The 20,249-nt window shown below is 68.1% G+C and carries 16 protein-coding genes and 1 pseudogene; 10 read left to right on the top strand and 7 right to left on the bottom strand.

All coding sequences use genetic code 11. The features are described 5' to 3' along the window. Nucleotides 1-103 precede the first annotated feature (103 nt). The 6 genes and pseudogenes from J7J50_RS16020 to J7J50_RS15995 all read right to left on the bottom strand — a co-directional run bounded on the left by J7J50_RS16020 (nucleotide 104) and on the right by J7J50_RS15995 (nucleotide 9,847). Nucleotides 104-532 carry a RidA family protein gene (locus J7J50_RS16020; protein ID WP_215057473.1) on the bottom strand — a complete coding sequence of 143 codons (429 nt, stop codon included), beginning with the start codon at nucleotides 530-532 and terminating at the stop codon, nucleotides 104-106. Nucleotides 533-539: 7 nt separating this feature from the next. Further along, nucleotides 540-1,031, bottom strand: a complete 492-nt coding sequence (locus J7J50_RS16015; protein ID WP_215057472.1) for an arginase family protein — start codon at nucleotides 1,029-1,031, stop codon at nucleotides 540-542. A gap of 283 nt (nucleotides 1,032-1,314) precedes the next feature. Continuing rightward, the gene (locus tag J7J50_RS16010; RefSeq protein WP_215057471.1) at nucleotides 1,315-4,317 is read right to left on the bottom strand and encodes a TonB-dependent receptor; all 3,003 of its coding nucleotides are present in this window, start codon (nucleotides 4,315-4,317) and stop codon (nucleotides 1,315-1,317) included. 125 nt (nucleotides 4,318-4,442) lie between these two features. Next, nucleotides 4,443-7,797 (bottom strand): annotated as a pseudogene (locus J7J50_RS16005) (TIM-barrel domain-containing protein). A gap of 218 nt (nucleotides 7,798-8,015) precedes the next feature. Then, entirely contained in the window at nucleotides 8,016-9,374 is a 1,359-nt protein-coding gene (locus tag J7J50_RS16000) for a Gfo/Idh/MocA family oxidoreductase (protein ID WP_215057470.1), read from the bottom strand. Nucleotides 9,375-9,442: 68 nt separating this feature from the next. Continuing rightward, a complete protein-coding gene (locus tag J7J50_RS15995; RefSeq protein ID WP_215057469.1) occupies nucleotides 9,443-9,847 on the bottom strand; it encodes a RidA family protein in 405 nt (134 codons plus the stop codon). A gap of 270 nt (nucleotides 9,848-10,117) precedes the next feature. Here J7J50_RS15995 and J7J50_RS15990 point away from each other — a divergent pair, with 270 nt between their 5' ends. Genes J7J50_RS15990 through J7J50_RS15960 form a run of 7 tightly spaced genes read left to right on the top strand, consistent with a single transcriptional unit; the run spans nucleotide 10,118 to nucleotide 17,284 of the window. Beyond that, nucleotides 10,118-11,311 (top strand): hypothetical protein, encoded by a 1,194-nt coding sequence (locus J7J50_RS15990; protein WP_215057468.1) that lies wholly within the window; start codon nucleotides 10,118-10,120, stop codon nucleotides 11,309-11,311. Nucleotides 11,312-11,326: 15 nt separating this feature from the next. Then, entirely contained in the window at nucleotides 11,327-12,103 is a 777-nt protein-coding gene (locus J7J50_RS15985; RefSeq protein WP_215057467.1) for an SDR family oxidoreductase, read from the top strand. Next, nucleotides 12,103-13,392, top strand: coding sequence for an amino acid deaminase (locus J7J50_RS15980; RefSeq protein ID WP_215057466.1), 1,290 nt, complete (start codon nucleotides 12,103-12,105; stop codon nucleotides 13,390-13,392). Before J7J50_RS15985 ends, J7J50_RS15980 begins: the two co-directional genes overlap by 1 nt. 8 nt (nucleotides 13,393-13,400) lie before the next feature. Then, nucleotides 13,401-14,258, top strand: a complete 858-nt coding sequence (locus J7J50_RS15975) for a MurR/RpiR family transcriptional regulator (protein WP_215057465.1) — start codon at nucleotides 13,401-13,403, stop codon at nucleotides 14,256-14,258. Continuing rightward, nucleotides 14,255-15,727 carry a D-aminoacylase gene (locus tag J7J50_RS15970; RefSeq protein ID WP_215057464.1) on the top strand — a complete coding sequence of 491 codons (1,473 nt, stop codon included), beginning with the start codon at nucleotides 14,255-14,257 and terminating at the stop codon, nucleotides 15,725-15,727. The genes J7J50_RS15975 and J7J50_RS15970 overlap by 4 nt, the downstream gene beginning before the upstream one ends. Next, complete coding sequence (locus J7J50_RS15965; protein ID WP_215057463.1) at nucleotides 15,717-16,646, top strand: 2-dehydro-3-deoxygalactonokinase; 930 nt, start codon at nucleotides 15,717-15,719, stop codon at nucleotides 16,644-16,646. The genes J7J50_RS15970 and J7J50_RS15965 overlap by 11 nt, the downstream gene beginning before the upstream one ends. Further along, nucleotides 16,643-17,284, top strand: coding sequence for a 2-dehydro-3-deoxy-6-phosphogalactonate aldolase (locus J7J50_RS15960; RefSeq protein WP_215057462.1), 642 nt, complete (start codon nucleotides 16,643-16,645; stop codon nucleotides 17,282-17,284). The genes J7J50_RS15965 and J7J50_RS15960 overlap by 4 nt, the downstream gene beginning before the upstream one ends. A 264-nt stretch (nucleotides 17,285-17,548) precedes the next feature. Here the strand turns inward: J7J50_RS15960 and J7J50_RS15955 are convergent, their stop codons facing one another. Next, a complete protein-coding gene (locus J7J50_RS15955) occupies nucleotides 17,549-17,857 on the bottom strand; it encodes a hypothetical protein (RefSeq protein ID WP_215057461.1) in 309 nt (102 codons plus the stop codon). A 246-nt stretch (nucleotides 17,858-18,103) separates the two neighbouring features. Between J7J50_RS15955 and J7J50_RS15950 the strand changes: the two genes are divergently transcribed. The 3 genes from J7J50_RS15950 (at nucleotide 18,104) to J7J50_RS15940 (ending at nucleotide 20,247) form a co-directional block, all read left to right on the top strand. Beyond that, nucleotides 18,104-18,343, top strand: coding sequence for a hypothetical protein (locus J7J50_RS15950; protein WP_215057459.1), 240 nt, complete (start codon nucleotides 18,104-18,106; stop codon nucleotides 18,341-18,343). A 466-nt stretch (nucleotides 18,344-18,809) separates the two neighbouring features. After that, nucleotides 18,810-19,949, top strand: a complete 1,140-nt coding sequence (locus J7J50_RS15945; RefSeq protein WP_215057458.1) for a tetratricopeptide repeat protein — start codon at nucleotides 18,810-18,812, stop codon at nucleotides 19,947-19,949. A 31-nt stretch (nucleotides 19,950-19,980) separates the two neighbouring features. After that, the gene (locus tag J7J50_RS15940) at nucleotides 19,981-20,247 is read left to right on the top strand and encodes a flagellar biosynthetic protein FliQ (RefSeq protein WP_057944492.1); all 267 of its coding nucleotides are present in this window, start codon (nucleotides 19,981-19,983) and stop codon (nucleotides 20,245-20,247) included. Nucleotides 20,248-20,249 lie beyond the last annotated feature (2 nt).

Raw genomic sequence — 20,249 nt, 5'->3', positions numbered from 1 at the left:
CCCCCTTTTTCAAAGGGGGCAAATTGACGCGCGCTGCCGCCCTGCGCGGAGAGCCGCCTTTGCTGTTCCCCCCTTTGAAAAAGGGGGGCAGGGGGGATTCGCTTCACCCCGCCAACGCAATCGCCTCGATTTCAATCCGCCAAGCCTCATCATAAATCCCGGTCACCACCACACTGACCGACGGCTGCGCCACGCCGGCCAGACGTTCGCTCCGCAATTCGCGTTCGAGCCGACGATCCCCGGATCGAGCAAGAAACACCGTCACCTTCACCAAATGTCGCAGTTGCATATCGGCAGCGGCCAATTGAGCTTCGAGATTCCGCCACGCCAACCGGCATTGCCCGCAGAAGCGCGCCGGCGTGTTGCCCTCGGCATCGGTCGGCACCTGTCCGCTGATGAACAACAAGCGCGAGCCGGCGTTGATCGGATGCGCGATCGCCGCTTCGGACCCGGCCGGTGCAAGGGCGGCCGCACGCCCCGCCACCAGCAACACCGCCGCGCTGCCGCCTGCAAGAAAGTCGCGTCGGCGCATACCGGCCTCAGCGCGCCGATGCCGCGACGGACGACGGCCAGCGCCCGCTGTCTTCGAACGCGCCCGCCACCGCCTCGGCCAATTGCTTCGCCAAACGCCGGTCCGGGTCCAGGTCGGGATCGAAGATCGTCAACTCCACGCCCACCGCCTTCGGGTTCGCCAGCAATTGCGCGAGCAAGGCGCGGAACTGTTCGAAATCCAGGCCGCCGGGATTCGGCGAATCCACCGCCGGCATCACCCGTTCGGCCAGCACGAAGGCCGCGCCGTTACGGAAGCCGATGGTGCGATCGGGTTCGGGCGAGTACGCCTGCGCTTCGACCCGGCCCGCGTCGCGCGCGCGCAAGCGCTGCACCAGGCCGGTCGCGCGCAACGCGTCGGGCATGCGGCGCACGCCCGGCTCCACGCCCGGCCTGGGCGGTCGCAGGCCCAGATTGCTGGGCGCATCGATGACGGCGATGGCGGCGCGGCGCGGGAACGTCGACGTGGCGGAGCGGGACATCGCGATTCCAGAGGCCGGAGCCGAGGGTTGCGCGCACGCGGCCAAGGCCGGCAGCAACCAGGCGATCAGCGACATCCGCAGGGACCAAGACCGCATGAACATAACCTTTTAAAATCAAATTAAAGGTTATGTATGACGCGCAAACCTGTCAATCAAGATTTGCCGGTTACCGACGGACGGGCCCCGCCGCGCCGCCGATTCCAGCAGGATCGAGCCGATATGCTCATCCCGTCAAAGAGAGCAACGAGATCGCGCCGGCAACCATGCCGGCGCGATCGAACCCTCAGAACTTGTAGCCGACGGTGAAGCTATAGCTGCGCCCGAAGATGCTGGCGTAGTCGCTCGAATCGCCGAGGAAGCTGTTCGGATCGTAGAACGGCATCCGGTCGAACAGATTCTTGACGGTGATACCGACGTTGAGCTTGTCGGTCGGACGCCAGGTCACGCTCAGGTTGGCCGTCCACCACGACGGCACGCCGTCGCACTGGGCCTTGGGCAGCGCAAGGAATCCTGCGGTGCAGGTTTCCGGGTTGTTGTCCTGCTCGTCGATGCGCTCGTACGCCCACTTGGTCTTGCCGACGTAGTTGACGAAGAAGCTGGAGGTCACCTGGCGGTAGTTCCAGTCGGCGTTGATCGTGGCGCGCAGGCGCGGGTTGCCGTAGTAGCCCACGGTGTTGCCGTAGTACCAGCCGTTTTCGTCGTCCAGATAGGCCTGGTTGCGACGCGCGATGGTGGCGGCCAGTCCGATGTTCAAGTTGCCCCACTCGCCCAGCGAGAAGTGGCTGCGCGCATCGATGTCGAAGCCATCGACCAGGGTGCGGCCCTTGTTCTTGTACTGGCCGACGACGCTGGCCACGTTGCCGACGCTGTAGCCCGGCAGCGTGCCTGGGCAGGCCACGCCGCTGGCCGGATCGGCGCACATCGCCGCCAGCGCGGCGAGCGCGGCGCGGTCGGAATCGGTGATCGGCGAACGGGTCGAGGACTGGATGTCTTCTTGCTTGCTGAAATCCGGCGCGGCGATTTCGTTGCGGCGATAGATGAACCAGTAATCGGCCGACACCGACAGCCAGTCCAGCGGTTCGAACACGAAGCCCAGGGTGGCGATCTTCGCCTTCTCCGGCTTGAGATCCTGGTTGGGCTGGGTCATGCGCGCCACGGTGCGGCCGCAGTCGGCATTGAGCAGCGAATTGCCCAGGTCCACGTCGCCGCCGCGGCGCGATTGGCGCAGCAGGTTGGCGATGGCGTTGGTCTCGTTGCAGCGGATTTCGTCGCGATAGCCGCCGAGCTGGGCGAACACGCCGCCGGTGCCGGCCTCGGCCAGGCTGGGCGCGCGGAAGCCTTCCGAATATGTACCGCGCAACAGCAGCTGCGGCAGCATCTGGTATTTCAGGCCGATCTTCGGCGCGAGGTTGGCGCTGAAGTTCGGGTACTTGTCCACGCGCAGCGCGGCGTCGAGCTCGAGCTTGTCGGTCAGCGGCGCGACCGCCTCGGAGAACAACGCGTAGGTGTTGCGCTTGCCGTCGAACCACGAACCGCCCTGCTGGGTGATCAGGCCGTTGGCGGCGTCTTCGTTGCCCGGGGTGTAGAAGGTTTCGCGGCTGATGTTGAAGCCGAACGCGGCGCGCACTTCGCCGGCCGGCAAGTTGAACAGCGGGCCTTCGATCTTGCCGTCCAGAGTGTGCAGGCGGGTCCACGACTGGATGTCGAAGGTCGGATAGGCCGCGCGCAACAAGGCGCTGTTGGCCTCGCTGATCTCGCCGAACTTGTACGCCGGATGATCGGAGATGATCACCCGGCCGCTGCCCGGATCGACGGTGAACGGGCCGAAGGCCTTGCGGAAACCTTCCAGGTTGACGTTGACGGTCTGGTAGGTAACCGAGTGCGTGCCGGCGGTGGCGAACGCGGTTTCCCAGCTCCAGTCGCCGATGCTGCCGCGCAGGCCGCCCAGCGCGCGATAGCTCTGGTCGGTGTTGCGTTGGCCGAAGTAGTCGTCGCCGGCGTCCTGCATCAGGTAGTTCAGGCCGACCACGCCGCCCATCATCGCCTTGAGCTCGGGACTGGCGTGGTTGTATTCGTTGTTCGGGCCCAGGAACGGATAGCGGAACTGGTTGACGGTGGTACCGGTATTGCGCGAGAACCAGCTGGTCGGGTTGCCGGTGGTGCTGCCGAACGCGCGCGGCGTGCCGCCGTTGGCGCGCAGGTCGATGTCGGTGTAGGTCAGCTCGGCGAAGGCTTCGGTGGTTTCGCCGATCAGGAAGTGCGCGTTGACGTAGCCGGTCATGCGCTCGGTCTGCGCGCCGGCGTCGATCTCGTTGTTCATCCAGGTCTGCCAGATGCAACGCGGGCCGGCGGCTTCGCCAGTGAGCACGTTGTCGCAGCCCGGCGCGGCTTCCTGCCGGCGCGCGCCGGTGGCCGGATCGAAGGCGAAGTAACTGCCGGGATTGAACACGCCCGGCTTGCTGCCGGTGCCCAGGCGCAGGTTCTTGAGGTAGTTGGGGTTGTTGACGTAGTACTGCTTCGGACGCTTGTCGTAGAAATCGCTCAGCGGGATCGCGTCGCGGCGGTACAGGTTGACCGAGGCGTAGACGTTATAGCGGTCCTCGTCGAGATCGCCGAAGCCGGCGGTGATGCTGGCCTGGTGCTCGCCGTAGGAATCGATACGCGAGGACTTGTCCGTGGTCAGGCTGACTTCCGCGCCCTGGTAATTGCGCTTGGTGATGACGTTGATCACGCCGGCCACCGCGTCGGTGCCGTACACGGCCGAGGCGCCGTCGGTCAGCACTTCCATGCGTTCGATCGCCGCGGCGGGAATGGCGTCGATGTTGACGAACTGGGTCTGGAAACCGGCCGGCGCGCCGTAGTACGACAGGCGGCGGCCGTTCAACAACACCAGCGTGCCTTGCGCGCCGAGGCCGCGCAGATTGGCCTGCGAGGCGCCGTCGGAACCGGTGAACAGCGAGCGCGAATCCTGCTGCGCCGGACGCGCGGCCGGCAGGTTGTCGAGCACCTGCAACAAGGTGCGCGCACCCATGTTCTCGATGTCCTGCTTGCTGATGACCTGCACCGGCGAAGCGGTTTCCACATCGGTGCGGCGGATGTTGGAACCGGTGACTTCCACGCGCGACAGCTCGGTGGTCTTGTCCTTGCTGTCGGTGCTTTCGGCGCCATCCTGTGCGGCCGCGATGGAAACATGGCCCAGCAGCGCGGCCGCCAGGGCCAACGACAGCGGGGTGACGGGAATGCGGTTTGCGCGGTGACGGCGCGGACGGCGGCTTGCGGGCAACATCGGAACTCTCCTGGCAGGACTGCGGCGCGAATGGCGGACGAAAGGCAACAGCGATCCCGGGCCGCGGCCGGAAGGCCGCAGTCGGTGTGGGCGGGGGGAGGAGCGGTGTTACGGGTTCAGTGGGGTCATGGCGCGAGGATGCTGGCGGTATCGCCCTCCTGGCCGATCAGTACGGCGTTGGCCCAGTTCGCGCAGACCTGGGCGGGTTGGCTGCCCTGCGCGCCCAGCGTGCGCAGGCTCAGGGACGACAGACCGCGGATGTCCAGCTCCGGCTTGACCACGCCGGGCGCCTTCACCAGACCGCTGTCGTAAAGCAGTCGGCTGCCGCTCCAGACCTGGAACTGCAGGCCGCCGGCGGCGCGGCAGGCGTCGTCGATGCCGAGATCGGCGCGCAGCAAACGCCACTGGCCTTGCAGGCGCAGATCGATGCGGCTGGCCGCGCCGACGCCGAGGCCGCGGCGGAACAGCAGGCCGTTCATGCGCAGCGCTTGCTCGCCGCGGAAGGCGCGATCGGTGCGCACCTGAGCGGCCAGCGCGGCCGGCAACGGCAGCTCGGAGAGATAGCGTTGCTGCGCCGGCCGCTCTGGTTGCTGGTGTTCGAGGATGTGGAAGCTCGACAGCGCGATCGGGCCGACGTCGCGCGGCTGCAGCGCATCGACCGCGCGCGCCGCGCCGGCCTGCGCGGCGGTGACCATCGGATCGGTGGCGGATGCGCCGTCGCCTTCCGGGTTCTGCACGCTGAGCGCGCGGAAGCGCAACAGACGGCCGGCGCGCGCCGGGAAGTCGATGCGCTGCATCTCCTGTTTGAGCTGCAACTGGCCGCGCGCGATCGGCTCGCCCCATTCGCCGTTGCTGTCGCCCAGGTACACCTCGTAGTCGCGGATCTGGCCGTGCTTCCAGTTCTTGTCGTTGCGCGGCGCCAACTCGATGCCGTCGATCAACTTGCGTTCGCCGAAGCCGATCGTCCATTCGTGCGCGCCGGTGCGCACGGCCTGATTGCGCACGCTGCGGAACCATGTGTTCGCGTCGTCGTCGAACGCTTTTTCCAAGGCATGGCCGGGCTCTTCGGCCGGACGGTTGACCACCAGCAGACTGTCGGCTGGCAGCGCGCGGCCCAGCGCCGGCGCGGCCGGATAGGCGTCGTCGGCGTCGGCCTTGGCGACCGCGATGTCGAGCGTCAACTGCAGCGGCGCGCGGATGTCGATGGCGGCGGTGCGCACGTGCACGCTGCCCTTGCGCTGCTCCGGATCGAAATACCAGCCTTCGCCCGCCCCCTGCAGCGCGGCCGCATCGGCCAGCTTGGGCAGCGCGCGGCCGTCGAGCGAAACCGCGCGCGGCGCTTGCCGGCTGAGGACGCGCAAGGCGTAGCGGCGCTGCGGCAGCTGGCCCTGGTACTGGCCCTGCACCGCATCGATTCGCACCGACACCGGGCCGCTGCCCTGCCCCGGCGCGCTCATCCGCACTTGCTGCGTGCTCGACTCGCCCTGCTCGTAGCGACGCGTAGTGCCGTCGTCTTCGTACAGCGTGTACTGCGAATCGCCCTGCGGATAGAGGTCGAAGGTGATTTCGTCGAGCGGTTTTTCGCCGTCGAACAACATCGACGGATGCATCGGCACGATCGCGCCGGCGCGCACGAACAGCGGCAGCGTGGCGAGATCGACCTGACGATCGAGTTCGCGGCCGGCGGCGCCGGCCTGGACGCTGCGGCCGTCCCAGTAATCGATCCAGCGTCCGGCCGGCAGATGGATGCCGCGGCGCCAGCCGCGGCTCGCGGCCTGGCTGCGATACACCGGCGCCACCAGCAGGTCGCGGCCGAGCAGGAACTGGTACTTGTAGGCCTCGTCGCGCGCATGCGGGTCTTGCGGGTAATCCCACATCAGCCCGCGCACCGGCGGCGCGCCGGTCTGCGCGGCCTCGTAGGTCAAGCCGTACATGTACGGCGTCAGCCGCATCTTCAACTTCAGATAGTCGCGATTGATGCTGCGGTACGGCTCGTCGAACCACCACGGATGCTTGCGCGCGTTCGACGACCAGCCCGACATGCCCATCAGCACCGGAGTGAAGGCTTTCCACTGCAGATCGCGGGTGTAGGTTTCGGCGGCTGCCGCCGAAGATCGCATCGACGTCGCCGGTGGCGTAGGCCATGCCCGACAGGCCCGAGCCGATCAAGGTCGGCACGTGCCAGCGGATGTAATCCCAACTCGCGCTCTGATCGCCGGTCCAGGCCACCGCATAGCGCTGGATGCCGGCCCAGCCCATCACCGTCCACAGGAACGGGCGCGAATCGGAGTTGTGCACGATGCCGTTGAACGCGGATTGATTCGCGTCCATCGCGAACTGATAGCCCTTGCCGGTCCAGGCCACGTCGAGCTTCTGCACCCGGCTGCCGGCGGTGCCGACTTCCCACGCGATCTTGTCGACGCCGTTCTCGGTCCACAGGCCGGTGCGGAAGCCGTATTTCGCCAGCCCTTTCACCGTTTCGGGCAACTGCTTGTAGCCGCAGCCGTAGCCGTCGTTGGGCAGAATCCAGCCGCCGGGCATGTCGTGTTCGCGGTACTGGCGGGCGACGGCGTCGACCACGTCCGGCGTGGTGCCGGTGGGGCCGTCGTGCCAGCCTTCGGGCACGGTGCCGGGCTTCTTGTTGTTGTCGCCGTCGTTGTAGCAATCCGCGTCGCCGTAAGACAGCGCCCAACGCGGCAACAGGCCGGGGCGGCCGGTCAGTTGCGTGTAGCGTTCGAGCAGGCGCGGCAGTTCGCCGACGAAGTAATAGACGTCGAAGCGGTCTTCGCGATGCAGCAATGTGGATTGATCGGGCTGGCGCAAATCATAATTGCCGTCGCTCCAGGTGTTGCGCAACATGCCCCAGCCGCGCGAGCTCAGCAGCATCGGCGCCGGGCTGGGACGGTCGCCCTCTTCCCAGCCGCCGGAGTAGGACACCTCCAGCTCGCGGCCCTTGAACTGATAGCGGCCGTTCTGCTGGCCGCCGCCGTAGAACGCCTCATCGTTCTGCGAGGACAGCACTTGCACGCTCTGCGCCGCGTCCAGATCCAGCGGCTGCAGTTCCTGCCACAGCGGCGTGCGGCGCTCGCCGTCGATCCGCTCCAGGCGCAGTTTCAGCGGTTGCCGTTGCACATGCAGCATCAGCGCGGCGGTGCGCACGCGCACTTCGGCGTCGTCTTCTTCCAGGGTGGCGGCGACCTTCGCCGCCGGTTGCGGCAACACGATCGGCGCGGCCTTGTCGCCGGCGGGCGTCAGCTTGCCGCGGCGTCCGGCCTGCACCCGCACGATGTCGTCGGCGAGCACGTCGATGCGCAGCACGCTGCCGGTATCGGTGCTCAGCTCCCAGCCCGAACTCGCGCCGGCATCGGCGCGGACCGCGCGCAGGTTGCCGACCGGCTCGGCCGACGCCGGCAACGCCGACGCCATCAGGGCGGCCAGGATCGCGATCGACAGTCGCGGACGACGCATGCTCAATTCCACCTTACCCCCGGGCCCGCTGGGCGGGCATTTCTAAACCGATTGCGGCTGACTGGATGGGAGGCGGGCCTTCGGGCCGGCGCTCTTTTGTTTGGTTCGCGGTGTCGGAGAGGAAAGCATCGGGGCTGAAGCCCCTCCCACAAAAGCCGCCTCCCACAAAAGCTGCCTCGCACAGAAGCCGCGCCTCCCACAAAAGCCGCCTCCCCAAAGGCGGCGCTGGATCAGTAGCGGTCGTTCAAGGCGAAGATCGGCTTGCGGTCTTTCCACTTGCCGCCGGTGAAATCCGGGAATTCCAGGGTCTTGTGCTCGGCGATGGATTGCTCCGACAGCGGCGTGATCGCGCTCCAGGCGATCGCGTCGAAGATGTCGATCGGCATCGGCGCGTCGGCCTTGAGCGCTTCGACGAACGCGTTGATGACGAAGAAGTCCATGCCGCCGTGACCGGCATCGGCGGCGGCGGCGGCGAAGCGCTTCCACAGCGGATGGTCGTACTTGGCGAACCAGTCGTCGGCCTTGTCCCACTTGTGCGGCTGGCTCTTGCCTTCGATGTGGATCGATTCGTTGACGTCCATCCACAATCCGTTGGTGCCCTGCACGCGGAAGCCCAGCGAATACGGGCGCGGCAGCGAAGTGTCGTGCTGCAGCACGATGGTTTCGCCGTTCTCGCACAGGATCTGGGTGGTGACCAGATCGCCGAGCTTGAACTTCACCTTCGCGTTGGGATGATCCGGCCCGGCCTTCTTGACGATGTAGTCGTGCAGGCCGCGCGGCTTGCTCGCGAACGCGCTCAGATGGGTGAAGCGGTTGCCGCGATGGATGTCGATCGCCATCGCGCACGGGCCGATGCCGTGGCTGGGATACAGGTCGGCGTCGCGCTTGATCGAGTGCTCGGTGCGCCAGCGCGCTTCCGACCACGCCTTCGGGCCGAATTCCACGCCGCTGCCGTAGGGCTGGTCGGGATTGCCGCTGTTGAACTTCACTCCGCGCAGATCGTGCTGGTAGCCGCCCTGCAAGTGCACGATCTCGCCGAACAGGCCCTGGCGCACCATGTTGAGCGCGGCCAGCACGTCGCGGCGATAGCACACGTTCTCCAGCAGCATGTACGGCGTGCCGGTGCTTTGCTGGGCGCGCAGCACCTGCCAGTGATCCTCCAGGCTCAGGCCGGCGACCACTTCGCAGCCGACCGCGATGCGCGCCTGCATCGCCGCGATCGCCTGCTCGGCGTGGAATTCCCACGGCGTGGCGATGATCACCGCGTCCAGGCCGCCCTTGGCCAGCATCTTGCGATAGGCCTCGTTGTCGCGGTCGGCGCCGTAGACCGCCGGTTTGGATTTTCCGGCCTTGGCGATCAGCGCCAGCGAGCGGTCGAGCATGATCGGCTCGACATCGCACAGCGCGGTCACTTCCACGTCGTCGCGGCGCAGCAGTTCGGTCAGGTGCATCTGACCGCGCATGCCCACGCCGATCAGGCCCAGGCGCAGCTTGGAACCGCGTTTGCGCGCGAACGCCTGCGTGAACGCGCTGCTGGCCAGCAGCGTGCTCGCGGTGGCGGAGGTGGCGAGAAAATCGCGTCGGTTCATGCAGGTGCCTCGATCGGATGCGTGGTTGAAGGACGGGCCCGCGCGCGGCGCGGCGGGCGCGGCGGCGCTCAGCGCGGCAAGGGTTTGTACGCGGTCGCTTCGATCTCGATCTTGCAATCGACCATCATCTGCGAGCGCACGCACGAGCGCGCCGGCGGCTGTTCGCCGAAGTACTCGCGGTAGACGCGGTTGAAGGTCCAGAAGTCGCGCGTGTCGTCGAGCCAGACGGTGATCTTGACCACGTCGCTCAGGCCGCAGCCGGCCAGGCCCAGCACTTTCTTGACGTTCTCCATCGTGCGCCGGGTCTGCGCTTCGATGCCGCCTTGTTCGATCTCGCCGCGCTCGTTCATCGCCACCTGGCCGGAGATGTACACGAAGTCGCCGGCGCGCACCGCCGGAGAGAACGGCAGTTGCTGGCCGCCGGCGCCTCTGGGTTCCAGGCCGTATCGAATGATGGTGTCGTGATCGCTCATTGAGGTTCTCGTAAGTGAAGGGCCGGTCGCCATTACGCCCGATCCCCGCGGCGCTTGCCGCCGGGCCGGATCGGCCGGGTCGCGGTCGGGCCCGAATCGGCCCGGCTCCGCCCCCGGGAGCGCCGGAGGTGACAGACCGCCAGCGTCGTGAAATTATCTTACATGGCCGTCCGATGCATTTTGCAGTGCACAATGGCGGTTTATAAGGGCATTTGTTAGCTTTAGCGTCGGGGACCGCCCCGACGTGTTTGTAAATTACAAGGATTTCGGATGACCGCAGGCCGTTCCGCCCCCGTGCGCTCGATCTACGCCTACCCCTGGGACGTGGCTTCGCGCGGCGCGCGCGAGTTCGCCGCCCAGGCGGTCGAGCTGGGCCTGAACTCGGTGACCCTGGCGCTGGCCTACCACGCGGGCAAATTCATCAGCCCGCACCATCGCGGCCAGCGCGTGGTGTTTCCGGAAGATGGCGTGGTCTATTTCGAACCCGACCTGCGCGGCTATGGCGAGATCGCGCCGAGCGCGCACTCTGATCCGGCCCTGCGCCACGTCGCCGCCGATCTGGCCGAAGACGGCCGCCTGCAAGTGCGCGCCTGGACCGTGCTGCTGCACAACAGCCGCCTGGGCGAGCGCCATCCGCAGCACGTCGCGCGCAACGCCTGGGGCGATGCCTACCTGTACAGCCTGTGCCCGTCGTCGCCGGCGGTGTTCGCCTATGCGCAGGCGCTGTGCGCCGACGTCGCCCGCCAGCCGGTGCGCGGGCTGGTGCTGGAAACGCCGAACTGGCTGCCGTACGCGCACGGCTATCACCACGAGTTCGCCCAGGTGCGCGGCAATCTGTGGCTGGAAACCCTGCTGGGCCTGTGCTTCTGCTCGCATTGCCGGCGTCTGGCCGCGCAGGCCGACATCGACGCCGATGCATTGGCCGCGCAAGTGCGCGCGCGCGTCGATGCCTATCTGGCCGCGCCGGTCGATGCGGCGCCGGATCAGGCCGCCGCGTGGTTGCTGGCCGATCTGCTGGACATGGCGCAACTGGCCGCGTATCTGAAGCTGCGGCAAAAACGCGTCGCCGAACTGGTCGCGGCGATCCGCGACACCGTGCCGCGCGATCGCGAGGTCTGGGTGATCCCGACCGTGCAGCGGCCGACCGCCAACACCTGGCTCGAAGGCAGCCATCTGGCCGCGCTGGCGCGCGCCTGCGACGGTATCGAAGTGCCGTTCTACGAGCCCAGCGCCGCGCGCGTTGCGGCCGATGTGTTCGATACCGCGCAACGCGTCGGCGATGCGACGCGGCTGCGTGCGATCCTGCGCCCGGGCCCGCCCGATCTGGGCGACGGCGCCGAACTGGGCGCCGCGATGGCCGCTGTCAAAGCCGCCGGCATCGGCGATATTTCGTTCTACAACTACGGACTGCTGCGTAACGACCGCCTGCAAGCGCTCTCACGCACCCTGCAGTCGGACCGATGAAGGAATGACCCGATCATGAGCCAAAGCCGATTGACCCTGATTACCGGCGCCGCGGGCGGCATCGGCCGCGGACTGCTCGCGCGCTTCATCGCCGGCGGCGATCGCGTGCTCGCCCACGATCGCGACGCGCAGGCGCTGCAGGCGCTCGCCGCGCAGTTCGAACCCGGACAAGTGCTGACCGCGGTCAGCGAGTTGTCGGACCTGGAGGCCTTGCGCGCGGCGCTGGCGCCGGCCATCGCCGCGCACGGGCCGATCGGCGCGGTCGTCGCCAACGCCGGCAGCGCCGAGAGCCTGAGCCTGGCCGGCACCGCGCCGGGCGCGTGGCAGCGCGACATCGACGTCAACCTGCACGCCGGTTATTGCACGGTCGAGGCCGCGCTCGACGGCCTCAAGGCCACCCGCGGCAACGTCGTCTTCATCGGCTCGGTCAACGGCCTGGCCGCGCTCGGCCATCCGGCCTACAGCGCGGCCAAGGCGGCGTTGATCAGCTACGCCAAGGCCATCGCGATCGAATACGGCCGGTTGGGGCTGCGCGCCAACGTGATCTGCCCGGGCACGGTGAAGACCCAGGCCTGGCAAGCACGCGCGGACAAGAACCCGCAAGTGTTCGAAGACTTGAAGAAGTGGTATCCGCTCGGCGATTTCGCCACCCCGCAGGACATCGCCGACGCGGCCTGGTTCCTCGCATCGGATCAGGCGCGCATGATCAGCGGCGCGGTGTTGCCGGTGGACGGCGGCCTGATGGCCGGCAACCGGGTGATGGCGGCGGAATTGACCTTGGAGCAGTTTTGATGAACGACGCGCTGCGCGGGCTTGAGCGACAGCTGATCCACCCCGGCGCCAAAGGCCTGGCCCTGCAACAACCGCTGCGCCAGGACGAAATCGCCGCGCTCGGCCTCAACGTGCTCGACGGACGCCTGTCGTATCCGGTCGCGGTGCTGCGCCAATCCACCCTGGATCACAACATCGCCTGGATGCGCGAGTTCGTCGAACGCGCCGACGCGCTGCTGGCGCCGCACGGCAAGACCACGATGAGCCCGCAGTTGTTCCAGGCCCAGCTCGACGCCGGCGCCTGGGCGATCACCCTGGCGACGATTCCGCAATTGCGCGTCGCGCATCGCTTCGGCGTGAAGCGGGTGCTGCTGGCCAACCAGCCGGTGGCGATGGCCGACATCGAAAGCCTGGCCGCGCTGTTGCGCGACGAGGCGGATTTCCAGGCCTGGGTGCTGGTCGATTCCAGCGCCGGCGCGGCGCGATTGAATCAGGTCATGCAACAGCTGGCGCCGCAGCGGCGATTGCCGGTGCTGGTCGAACTGGGCGCGCAAGGCGGCCGCAGCGGCGTGCGCGGCGCCGATGCCGCGCTGGAACTGGCGCGAGAAATCCATGCCGCCTCGCATCTGTCGCTGGCCGGCATCGAAGGCTACGAAGGCCTGTGGGTCGGCGCCGATCGCGCCGACGATCTGCGGCGGGTGCAGGACTTGCTCGCGCAGATGGTCGAACTGACCCGGCGCTGCGACGCGCAAGGCCTGTTCGACGGCGAGGAAATCCTGCTCAGCGCCGGCGGCTCGGCCTATTTCGACTTCGTCGCCCGCGCCTTCGCCGGCCTGCGCGACACTTCGCGACCGCTGCGCCGGGTGCTGCGCTCGGGCTGCTATCTGACTTCCGACCACGGCTTCTATCACGGCCTGCAACAGGAGATGCGCACGCGCCACGACGCTTCGTTCCGCCACGGCCTGCAGCCGGCGCTGGAAGTGTGGGCGATGGTGCAGTCGCGTCCGGAACCGGGGCTGGCGCTGCTGACTCTGGGCAAGCGCGATGCGTCCTACGACATCGATCTGCCGCGCCCGTTGAGCTGGCACCGCCCGGGCGAAACCGCGCCGCGGCCGATGCGCGGCACCCGCATCGTCAAGATGAACGATCAACACGCCTACCTGGAGCTGCCGCCCGAGCATCCGCTGCAGGTCGGCGATCTGGTCGCCACCGGCATCTCGCATCCGTGCACCACCTTCGACAAGTGGCCGCTGATGCTGCTGACCGACGACCACTACCGCGTCACCGGCGCGATCAACACTTTCTTCTGAGGTACGACGTGTCCGACAACCTGATTCCGGTGATCCGCGGCGCGCTCGATCAGTTGCGCCCGGCCGAGCGCAAGGTCGGCGAAGTGGTGCTGGCCGACCTGGATTTCTCCATCCACGCCAGCATCAGCGAATTGGCCGCGCGCGCCGGCGTGTCCGAGCCCAGCGTGACCCGCTTCTGCCGCGCGGTCGGCTGCGAAAGCCTGCGCCAGTTCAAGGTGCAGCTGGCGCACAGCCTGGCCGCGGGCGTGCCCTACCAGGCCGTCACCATCGACAAGGACGACGACGCGGCGACCTTGGTGCACAAGGTCTGCGACAGCATCGCCGTGGCCTTGCAGGACGTGCGCGAACGCATCGACCCGGCCGCGCTCGACGCCGCCGCGGCCTTGATCGCCGGCGCGCGACGGGTCTGCTGCATCGGCGTGGGCTCAGGCTCCGGCGTGGTCGCGCAGGACGCGTTCCTGCGCTTCCTGCGCCTGGACATCGCCGCCAGCGCGCACAGCGACGGCCATCTGCAGCGGCTGGCCGCGGGCATGCTCGACAGCCGCGACGTGCTGCTGGCGATCTCGCTGTCCGGACGCAGCCCGGAGATCAACGACAGCGTGCGCATCGCCAAGGAGCGCGGCGCGCGGGTGATCGCGCTGACCCACATGGGCACGCCGCTGGGCTGGGACGCGCAGGTGCCGCTGCTGTTGCCGCCGTCGAGCGCGGCCACGCCGTATTCGCCGGGCGTGTCGCGGCTGATGCAACTGACGGTGATCGACATGCTGGCGATCGCGGTGGCGCTGCGGCAGGAACCGGAAGTGCTGGAAAAAGCCCGGCGGGCGAAAGCCGAGCTGGAACGCATGCAATCGCCGAGGCGCGCATGAGCGTCGCCGGCGACACGGTGCAATACGATCGGGTCATCGCCGACGCGCAGGTCTTCGACGGCAGCGGCGGCCCGGCTTACCGCGCCGATGTGGCGATCGACGGCGAGCGCATCGCCGCGATCAGCGCGCCGCACACGCTGCGCGGCCGCGCGATCGAAGACGCGCAAGGCCTGGCGCTGGCGCCGGGTTTCATCGACGTGCACACCCACGACGATCGCGCCGTGCTCGACGATCCGGGCGTGTTCAACAAACTCAGCCAGGGCGTGACCACGGTGATCGCCGGCAACTGCGGCATCAGCCTGGCGCCGTGGCGCGCTGATCGCGATCCGCCGGCGCCCTTGTCGCTGATCGGCCGCCGGCAGGATTTCCGCTTCGAACGCTTCGCCGATTACCTCGACGCGGTCGATGCGGCGCGGCCGGCGGTCAACGTCGCGGCGATGGTCGGCCATTCGACCCTGCGCATCGCCGAAGTCGCCGACCTGGAGCGCGGCGCCGACGACGCCGAGATCGAACGCATGCGCGCGCATCTGCGCGAAGCCATGCGCGCCGGCGCGATCGGTTTTTCCAGCGGCCTGTTCTACAAGCCCAGCCAGGCCGCGCCGAACAGCGAGGTGATCGCGCTGGCGGCCGAAAGCGGCGCCCATGGCGGCGTCTACGCCTCGCACATCCGCAACGAATACGACGGCGTGCTAGACGCGCTGGACGAGGCCATCGATGCCGGCGTCGCCGCGCGCACGCCGGTGATCTTGTCGCATCACAAATGCGCCGGGCCGGCCAACTGGGGCCGCACGGTCGAAACGCTGGCGCGCATCGACGAGCGCCGGCGCCGGCATTGGGTCGGGCTCGACGCGTATCCCTACACCGCCGGTTCGACCGTGCTCGATCCGGATTACGTCGACGGCGTGATCGGGATCATGGTGAGTTGGTCGCAGCCGCATCCGGAACACGCCGGGCGCGATCTGAGCGACATCGCCGCCGACTGGAACGTCGATCAAAAAGAAGCCGCGCGCCGCCTGCATCCGGCCGGCGCGGTGTATTTCCAGATGCGCGAGGACGACGTGCGCCGCGTGCTCAGCCACGACCGCACCATGATCGGCTCCGACGGCCTGCCGCACGACGCGCATCCGCATCCGCGCCTGTGGGGCGCCTTCCCGCGCGTGCTCGGCCACTACTGCCGCGACGAAGGCCTGTTCCATCTGGCCGAAGCGATCCGGCGCATGACCTCGCTGTCGGCGGACACCTTCGGGCTGAAGCGGCGCGGGCGCATCGCGGTGGGCCTCGCCGCCGATCTGGTGTTGTTCGATCCGGCCACCATCGCCGACCGCGCCAGTTTCGCCGAACCCAAGCAGGCCGCCGCCGGCATCCGCGCGGTCTGGGTCGCCGGCGCCTGCGCGCTGCGCGACGCCCAGGCCACCGGCGAACGCCGCGGCTGCGCCCTGCGCCGCGAGGAAGAACGCCATGGCCAGTGACGCCATCGCCGCGCACAGCGCCGGCAAGATCGCGCTGATCGGCGTGGACTGGGGCTCCACGCATCTGCGCGTGCATGCCTTCGACACGCTCGGCGGCATCATCGCCACGCGCCAGAGCGCGCGCGGCATGGCCACGCTGGCGGCGCCGGAGGAATTCGCCGCGGCGCTGGACGAATTGCTCAGCGTCGATCTCGACGACGGCGATGCGCCGATCCTGCTCGCCGGCATGGTCGGCGCGCGCAGCGGCTGGCAGGAAGCGCCGTACGCGCCGCTGCCGGCGGACGCGGCGACGCTCGCCGCGGCGCTGCAGCCGCTGCGCTTCAAGCACCGGCGCGCGGCGATCGTGCCCGGCGTCAGCGGCCCCAGCGACGGTTTCGACGATGTGATGCGCGGCGAAGAGACGCAGGTGCTGGGCGTTCCGCCGGGCACGCGGCGCGCGGTCGCGCCGGGCACGCACAGCAAGTGGCTGCGTCTGGACAGCGGCGCCGTGGTCGGGTTTTCCACCTATCCGACCGGGGAGCTTTATTCGCTGTTGCTGGAACGCAGTTTGATCGGCCGCGGCTTGCCGGCCGGTGCCTGGTCCGAGCGCGGTTTTCTGCAGGGGCTGGACACCGCGCGAGAGCGGCCGGACTGGCTGCATCAGTTGTTCGGGGTGCGGGCGCGCAATGTGCGCGATGCCGCTCCGATCGAAGAACTGCCGGCTTTTCTGTCCGGCCTGCTGGTCGGCTATGAAGTGATCGGCGCCAACGCCGCGGCCGACGACGGCGGCGGCGAAGTGGCGATCATCGGCGGCGCCCAGCTCGCCGCGACCTATGCCCTGGCACTGCGCCGCTTCGGCATCGACCACTACATCATCGAAGGCGACACCGCGTTCTGCCGCGGTCTGTGGCGCATCGCTCAAGCAGCCGGATACGTATGACGATTCCTCTTACTCCCGCCGTGCTGCAGGCATGGCTCGCCCGTTCCCCGTTCGTCGCCATTCTGCGCGGCATCACCCCCGATGAGGCGGTGCCGGTCGGCGAAGCGCTGTGGAGCGCGGGCTGGCGCATCATCGAGGTGCCGCTGAATTCGCCCGACGCCTTCGATAGCATCGCCCGTCTGCAACAACGCTTCGGCGATTCGATCCTGCTCGGCGCCGGCACCGTGCGGCGCGCGGAGGAAGTCGCCGAACTCGCCCGCATCGGCGCGCGGCTCATGGTCTGTCCGCACACCGATCCGGACCTGATCATCGAGGCCAAGCGCGCCGGACTGCTCGCCCTGCCCGGCGTGGCGACGCCGAGCGAGTGCCTGGAAGCGCTGGCGGCCGGCGCCGACGCCTTGAAGCTGTTTCCGGCCGACGCGCTGGGCCCGGTGATGCTCGGCGCCTTGCGCGCGGTGTTGCCCGCGGATGTCGCGGTGCTGCCGGTCGGCGGCATCCACAGCGACAATCTCGCGCCGTGGCGCAAGGCCGGCGCGAACGGTTTCGGCATCGGCGGCACCTTGTACAAGCCCGGCTACACGCCGCAGCAAGTCGCGCAGACCGCGCGCGCCTTCAACGCCGCCTGGGATCAGCCATGACCGGATTTCATCGCCATGCCGCCGCTTGCGCGCTTGCCGTCGCGTTGTCGCTGGCGATGCTGGGCACGCCGGCAAACCGCACCTGATCCGCTCCGGCATGCGTATTCAATTCGAGGCCGCGTTCAGCGGAGTAAATCGGCAACGCACCGGACGCAGCACTCACGCACGCACGAACACGCCGCACATGCATGCGCGACACGCGAACACATGCCGCGCGACCCACCGACGCGCATGCGCGCTGCGTCACCGGCGTTGGACGCAGTCTTATTCCGGCGCCGGCGTCTCGCTCGCCGGCGCCGTCACCAGATGCAGCATCCCCGCCGCGCGCGGATTCGCCGCCGGCGGTTGCGCCGCTGCTTCCGCCGGCTCGGGCTCGGGCTCGGGCTCGGCGATGATCGCCTTGCGCACGTCGGCCAGCATCGGCAGCAGGTTGTAGAACGAATTGGCGACGGCCTTGCGGCCCTGCGCGGTGTAGCGATCGCCTTCGCACAACGCGAACCAGGTGGCGGCGTGCAAGGCCTGCATCGCCCGGCGCAGCTGCGCGTTCTGGGTGGAACGGGTGTCCGTGCTCATCGTGGCCTCCGATCGCTCCGGCAAGGATCGACACGTGCAGCGTAACCAACTCGCAAATCAGATCCTGCGACGCACGCCGGCATCGCGCCGGCGATTCAGCGCCGGTGCGATTTGCGTTGTGCTGGCGATCAGTTTCGTCCTGTGCGACGAGGCGATGGAACGCTGTGCTCCTGCTTCACGGCAGGCGCGACGCGGCGGCGTGGCGCCGCCTTCACCGATGCGACCACCCAGGATGCGGCCCGCGCCATGAGCGATCTGATCGACCAAGCCCAGTACTTCGAGGAAATCAACCTCGCCCAATCCCTGCAGGCCCGCAAGCTGATGGCCGAGGCGACCGCGCGGCCGGCGGCGGCCGGCTACTGCCTCAACCAGCACTGCCTGGAACCGTTCGACGGCGAACCCGCCCGCCTGTACTGCGGCCCGGCCTGCGCCGAATCCCATCATCGGCAGATGCAGCGCGACCGCCACCGGCGCGGCGGCGCGTGACCGCCGCGGCCGGCTGTCATATGGCTCAGGCATAAGGGCTGACCCGCGCCGGGGAGCGTGGCCATCTCGGTGAAACCGGGGCGGCCGGTCCGGGAGGGCAATCCGGCGATCGGCACGAACGATGAGCCGGTCCGCCTCGCTTTCCCGAGTACTGGGTCGCCGGCCACCTGCCGCCGCCTGCACAGATTCTGCGCAGATTGGGCACAAAGCTCCTTCCCAGCTTCTCCCCGGATCGGGGCGCTGGGTTTAGGCCTTAAGTGAACGGCAAATAAACGACTGCGCGGCAGCCATGGGGGATCGCGGCTGCAACGTATTGATACAAAACGGGAACAACTGAGAACTACGACCAATGGAAATCAGAGATGAATCACACTCTCTCGATCCAAAAAGTTACGATAGCGTCAAGACGTTGCGACTTAACCTTTTGTTCATGATTGTGAAATTTAGTACAGGGACGCACTAAGCAATGAACGCAGCCAGTCACTTCACGACCCTCGCGGCGCGGCATCAGCGTCTGCAACAGTTTCTTCAGGCCGACCCGGACAACCTCAGCCTGATCGCCGACACGGCATCGGCGGCGTTCGACGCCCACCACTTCGACGACTGCGAAGCCTTGCTGGCGCGCTACGCGCAGCAGGCCGAACTCACGCCCGCGCTGCGCAATCTGGCCGGCCTGTCGGCGATGTCGCAAAGCCGCTTCGACGCCGCCGAGCACGTGTTCGCCGGCCTGCTGGCCGAACACGACGACGTCCACCTGCGCTTCAACCTCGCCTACGCCATCGCGATGCAGGAGCGCTACGCCGAAGCCTTGCCGCTGCTGAGCGAACAAGTGCTGGCCGAAGTCGCCGAGTCGATCCGCCTGAAGATGCTGTGCCTGTATCACCAGGGCGACCTCGATGCGGTCATCGCCCTGGGCGAGCAGCACGCCGATCATCCGGTCGCCGGCGAACAGATCTGCGGCCTGCTGGCGACGGCCTTGTTCGATGCCGATCAATTCGAGCGCGCGCAGCGCTACGCCGCGCGCGCCCCCGACTCGGTCGGCGGACTCACCGTGCAGGGTTTGCTCGCGCTGCAAGACGACGACATCGGCCGCGCTCAGCAACGCTTCGAACAAGCGCTGGAAACCGATCCGGCCAGCGGCCGCGCGCAGTTGGGCCAGGGCCTGGCCTATCTGTCGCAGCACGATTTCGCCAACGCCGCACCGCGCCTGGATCGCGCCGCCACCTTGCTGCGCAGCCACGCCGGTTCCTGGCTCTCGGCCGGTTGGGCGTATCTGATGGGCGGCAAGCTGCCCGAGGCGCGCGAGCGTTTCGAACGCAGCCTGCAGGCCGACCGCGGCTTCGCGGAGGCCACCGGCGCGCTGGCGGTGGTGGACGTGTACGAAGGCCACGACGACGACGCCCGGCATCGCGCCGAAGCGGCGCTGCGCCTGGACCCGAACTGCCTGTCGGCGACTTACGCCCGCAGCCTGCTGTTGGCCAAGGCCGGCCAGAACGAACAAGGCGCTGCTTTGTACCAGGACATGGTGCAGCGTCCGCTCGGCGAAAACGGCCCGAGCATCGCCCAGCTGATCGCCCGCCGTGCCTCGCACGGCACGCGCGGCTGAGCCCGCGCGCCGCGCCACCGAGACCCTACTCATGTCGGCCGACCAAGCGCTGCAGCTCATGGAGCAGCTGTTCTGGAACAGCTTCCTGATCGCTTCGCCGATCCTGATCGCCACGCTGGTGATCGGCGTGTTGATCAGCATCCTGCAAGTGGTCACCCAGTTGCAGGAAATGAGCCTGAGCTACGTGCCCAAGCTCGGCATGGCGGTGCTGATCATCGTCGTGCTGGGCTCGTGGATGCTCGGCCGGCTGACCGGGTTCGCGACCGAGTTGTTCAAGAGCATCGCGAACCTGGGGTGATG

Origin of the sequence: Lysobacter sp. ISL-50 (assembly GCF_018612875.1) — a bacterium.
GTDB lineage: Bacteria > Pseudomonadota > Gammaproteobacteria > Xanthomonadales > Xanthomonadaceae > Lysobacter.
The sequence above is the reverse complement of the archived record's forward strand: the minus strand, read 5'-3'. Positions and strand labels throughout refer to the sequence as shown.

What these genes read in the sequence shown, in the direction of transcription:
- J7J50_RS15965 (WP_215057463.1), top strand. Translation starts at nt 15,717, where the DNA reads ATGGCCAGTGACGCCATCGCCGCGCACAGCGCCGGCAAGATCGCGCTG.
- J7J50_RS15970 (WP_215057464.1), top strand. Translation starts at nt 14,255, where the DNA reads ATGAGCGTCGCCGGCGACACGGTGCAATACGATCGGGTCATCGCCGAC.
- J7J50_RS15990 (WP_215057468.1), top strand. Translation starts at nt 10,118, where the DNA reads ATGACCGCAGGCCGTTCCGCCCCCGTGCGCTCGATCTACGCCTACCCC.
- J7J50_RS16000 (WP_215057470.1), bottom strand. Translation starts at nt 9,374, where the DNA reads ATGAACCGACGCGATTTTCTCGCCACCTCCGCCACCGCGAGCACGCTG.
- J7J50_RS15955 (WP_215057461.1), bottom strand. Translation starts at nt 17,857, where the DNA reads ATGAGCACGGACACCCGTTCCACCCAGAACGCGCAGCTGCGCCGGGCG.
- J7J50_RS15960 (WP_215057462.1), top strand. Translation starts at nt 16,643, where the DNA reads ATGACGATTCCTCTTACTCCCGCCGTGCTGCAGGCATGGCTCGCCCGT.
- J7J50_RS15940 (WP_057944492.1), top strand. Translation starts at nt 19,981, where the DNA reads ATGTCGGCCGACCAAGCGCTGCAGCTCATGGAGCAGCTGTTCTGGAAC.
- J7J50_RS16010 (WP_215057471.1), bottom strand. Translation starts at nt 4,317, where the DNA reads ATGTTGCCCGCAAGCCGCCGTCCGCGCCGTCACCGCGCAAACCGCATT.
- J7J50_RS16015 (WP_215057472.1), bottom strand. Translation starts at nt 1,031, where the DNA reads ATGTCCCGCTCCGCCACGTCGACGTTCCCGCGCCGCGCCGCCATCGCC.
- J7J50_RS15945 (WP_215057458.1), top strand. Translation starts at nt 18,810, where the DNA reads ATGAACGCAGCCAGTCACTTCACGACCCTCGCGGCGCGGCATCAGCGT.
- J7J50_RS15995 (WP_215057469.1), bottom strand. Translation starts at nt 9,847, where the DNA reads ATGAGCGATCACGACACCATCATTCGATACGGCCTGGAACCCAGAGGC.
- J7J50_RS15980 (WP_215057466.1), top strand. Translation starts at nt 12,103, where the DNA reads ATGAACGACGCGCTGCGCGGGCTTGAGCGACAGCTGATCCACCCCGGC.
- J7J50_RS15950 (WP_215057459.1), top strand. Translation starts at nt 18,104, where the DNA reads ATGAGCGATCTGATCGACCAAGCCCAGTACTTCGAGGAAATCAACCTC.
- J7J50_RS16020 (WP_215057473.1), bottom strand. Translation starts at nt 532, where the DNA reads ATGCGCCGACGCGACTTTCTTGCAGGCGGCAGCGCGGCGGTGTTGCTG.
- J7J50_RS15985 (WP_215057467.1), top strand. Translation starts at nt 11,327, where the DNA reads ATGAGCCAAAGCCGATTGACCCTGATTACCGGCGCCGCGGGCGGCATC.